Annotated in this window: 4 protein-coding genes; 2 read left to right on the forward strand and 2 right to left on the reverse strand. The window is 40.3% G+C overall.

Annotated elements, in window-relative coordinates:
* On the forward strand, window positions 1-565 hold a 565-nt coding region (locus tag AB685_RS28940), incomplete at its 5' end, for a (S)-benzoin forming benzil reductase (RefSeq protein WP_047974067.1).
* A 46-nt stretch (window positions 566-611) separates the two neighbouring features.
* Here the strand turns inward: AB685_RS28940 and AB685_RS28945 are convergent.
* Entirely contained in the window at window positions 612-1,514 is a 903-nt protein-coding gene (locus tag AB685_RS28945) for an aldo/keto reductase family oxidoreductase (protein ID WP_047974068.1), read from the reverse strand.
* 175 nt (window positions 1,515-1,689) lie between these two features.
* On the opposite strand from AB685_RS28945, the gene AB685_RS28950 reads away from it, so the two are divergent.
* Complete coding sequence (locus tag AB685_RS28950) at window positions 1,690-1,962, forward strand: hypothetical protein (RefSeq protein WP_047974069.1); 273 nt, start codon at window positions 1,690-1,692, stop codon at window positions 1,960-1,962.
* Window positions 1,963-2,008: 46 nt separating this feature from the next.
* Here AB685_RS28950 and AB685_RS28955 read toward each other — a convergent pair.
* A partial coding sequence (locus tag AB685_RS28955) for a penicillin acylase family protein (protein WP_047974070.1) occupies window positions 2,009-3,287 on the reverse strand: 1,279 nt, incomplete at its 5' end.

The following is a 3,287-nucleotide window of genomic DNA, read 5'->3' on the forward strand; positions in this document are numbered from 1 at the left end:
CTCTCTCATGAAACAAGTTTTTTATGTCATCAACCTGAAGGATGCTACAAGCATTCATTTAATTAATAACGCTGGAATGGTGGCCCCTATTAAGCCGATTGAGAGATGCGAACCAGAAGAAATCATTAAAAATCAACATGTAAACTTATTAGCTCCTATGTTAATCATCTCGTCCTTCTGTAAAATAACCTCTTCTCTCCCTATTGAAAAGCGGATCATTAATGTGTCTTCTGGTGCTGCTAAGAAACCAATTAACGGATGGAGTAGTTATGGAAGCGCGAAGGCAGGACTAGATTTATTTAGTCAAGGTGCTGCTCTCGATCAACAAGAAGCGGAACTTCCTGTTAAAATTATCTCTTTTCATCCTGGGATTATGGATACCGACATGCAAGAAGAAATTCGCTCCTCCTCACAAGAAGACTTCCTGAATGTCGAGACCTTTCAGAATTACAAAAAAGAAGGAAAGCTCCTCTCTCCACAAAGAGTCGCTGATGTTCTCGTCTCACTAGTAACGAGCGAACCATTTCCTAATGGCCAAGTTGTAAGTGTTCAAGATTCTCTATAAAAAATAGCTCTCTAAGCGATCACTTAGAGGGCTATATCCTGTTTTATTAAGGTACGTCATGTCCCATTGTACTGTGTAAAATCTCAAACCATTGATCTAGATTTAATTCCATATTCTTAGAATCTATTGCTTGTTTGATACGATTAATATTACCTGACCCCACAATTGGCATAATCTTAGCTGGATGTTTTAAAAGCCAAGCATAGGCAACTTGATCAATACCAGTTGCTCCTATTTCCTCTTGTACTTTAGTTAGCGTCTCACGTAGACGAAGACTTTTCTCGTCCTTCCCAGTGAAAAGCTTTCCTCCTGCAAGAGGTGACCATGCCATTGCGGTTAGGCGCTCACGCAGACAAAGATTAAGCGTGCCATCATCCATGTTCTCTAGTTCATAAGGCGAGACTTCAATCTGATTTGTCACAAGCTTCTCTTCTAAATAAGATTGTAGCATTGTGAACTGATGGTCTTTGAAGTTCGACACGCCAAACGCTCTTACTTTTCCGTCCTTTTTCAAGGTGGTAAAGGCTTCAGCAACCTCACTCGGGTCCATCATTGGATCAGGGCGATGAATTAAGAGCACATCAATATAGTCAGTTTGTAAATTTTCCAATGAGCGTTCAGCGGAAGCTATAATATGTTCCTTAGACGTATTATAGTGATGAGACTGATGCTCTGGTCGATTCTTCGATTCAAGTACAATCCCGCACTTTGTGACAATTTCAATCTTCTCACGCAAAGAAGGATTCAATGCTAAAGCCTCACCAAATAGCTCCTCACATGTATAACTCCCATAAATATCAGCATGATCATACGTTGTAATTCCTGCTTCATATGTCTTTAAGAGGAGCGACAATGTCTCTTCCTTTGTGAGATTCCAATCTGATAATCGCCATAAACCATGCACAAAACGAGAGAATGATAAATCTTCTGTTAACTGTATGCGTTCCATTCGTTAAATCCCTCCACCCTTTTAATCGTCTCATTATAACGCGCTTACCCTTTAAAAGAAAATCTTTTCATTTGGAGACCCAAAAGAATAAATTATTCTTTTCTGACATACATAATGATGTACTGCCTTTTTCATCCCATCCAAACGTACATCAATTTAGAAATGAGGAGATTAAATGACACCACCCGTACAACCGCTAAAAAATGCTGGTCTTGCAGCAGTATTAAGTGCATTATGGTGCGGTCTTGGTCAGATCTATAATGGTCAAATTGGTAAAGGGCTATTATTCATGTTCATTCAATTTATCAATGTACTGCTCTGCTTTGTTATCATTGGCTTTATCACATATCCAATTATGTGGATTTGGGGTATGGTTGATGCCTATAAGCAAGCAGAAGAGCTCAATCAACAACAAACAACCATTACTCAACATCAACCCGAAGCTTAAGCAAAGACAAAGTCCTCTATGCGAATCATTGCATAGAGGACTTTTTTTATGGTGTTAATAGAAGCTGCTTACTTTCCGTTTGATATTCTTCAGGGTTCAATAATGTCTTATGGTATCCTGCTGATGTCCAGTCTTCAATTTGATTGTGATACCAAGGACTCCTCACATGTCCTGATTGACCAGGACCTACCACATGCTCACTTCTAGAWAAATCAGCAAGGTCCATCACACCTCTCCAACCTGCTCCACTTGTAACCTTTCCTGTTTCTGCATTCCAACTAGCTGCCATGACTGTTACTCGACTTCCACTTAATGGAGTTGGCTCTTGGTTAAAGAGTAAGTGTAACGGCTTAACTCTCGAAAGTGGATGTGCAAACGCAATGGAATGAAATTCACCCCAATTCCAATCATTTGCATCCCTTCCTTGAAGATCGATGATACGGTCTGTTGTTTTCTGCAAGGAGGTTAATAGCCACTCCTCCATTCCACCTTGCGCTTCGACCCATTGACTCTCCTCGCCTCGATTTACCCGACGAATTATTTCATCAACCGCTCCAGCTCGGTTATCAAATAAGTCAATCATCGATTCATCAATTCGCTCTTGAAACAACTCATCTGATAGTTGCTGCATCCATAAATGGAAAACAAGAGGAGCACCTAAACTTTTATGATYTTTAAAATCCCATTCACTCAATAAGAGTAACGCATCGTCATCTTCTTCTCTTAGTTCTGACGATTCGTTAACYCCATCAAGCAAAATAGGAAGCATTTCTTCAGCTTGTAAGTTATGAATATCATTTTGAAGCATTTTCATATCCTCTGTGGTGAGCATATCTCCATTTTCTAGCACATCATAAATTCGTTGCTGCCTGAAAGGTTGGGCCCACGTATGAGTAAGGTGATGAGGGTATTCATCATCCACAATTTTATTATTGGCGGTTGCGATAAAGCCTTTTTCCGGATTTACTAGAGTTGGCAGTTCGTCCCACGGGATAAATCCTTCCCATTCATATTCACCAGTCCAGCCAGGCACAGGAATCAAGCTATCTCCTTTTGAGCGAATCGGAATCAATCCATTTGCTCGGTAAGCGATCGTCCCGTCCGTTGAAGCAAAGACAAAGTTTTGTGCAGGAGTATGAAATGATTCCAATGCCTCCATAAATGTATCCCAATCTGTTGCTTTATTAAATTTCAACACGGCTTCTAACTCTGGTGATGGAAGATGAGCTGTCCATTTAAGAGAGAGAGCATATTCATCCTGCTCATCATAAGCAAACTCTGAGATGATCGGGCCATGTCTTGTCACTACTACCTCATAAGGTACA

This window comes from Bacillus sp. LL01, assembly GCF_001037965.1.

Coding starts and splice junctions, on each gene's coding strand:
- AB685_RS28950 (WP_047974069.1), top strand. CDS start 1,690: ATGACACCACCCGTACAACCGCTAAAAAATGCTGGTCTTGCAGCAGTA.
- AB685_RS28945 (WP_047974068.1), bottom strand. CDS start 1,514: ATGGAACGCATACAGTTAACAGAAGATTTATCATTCTCTCGTTTTGTG.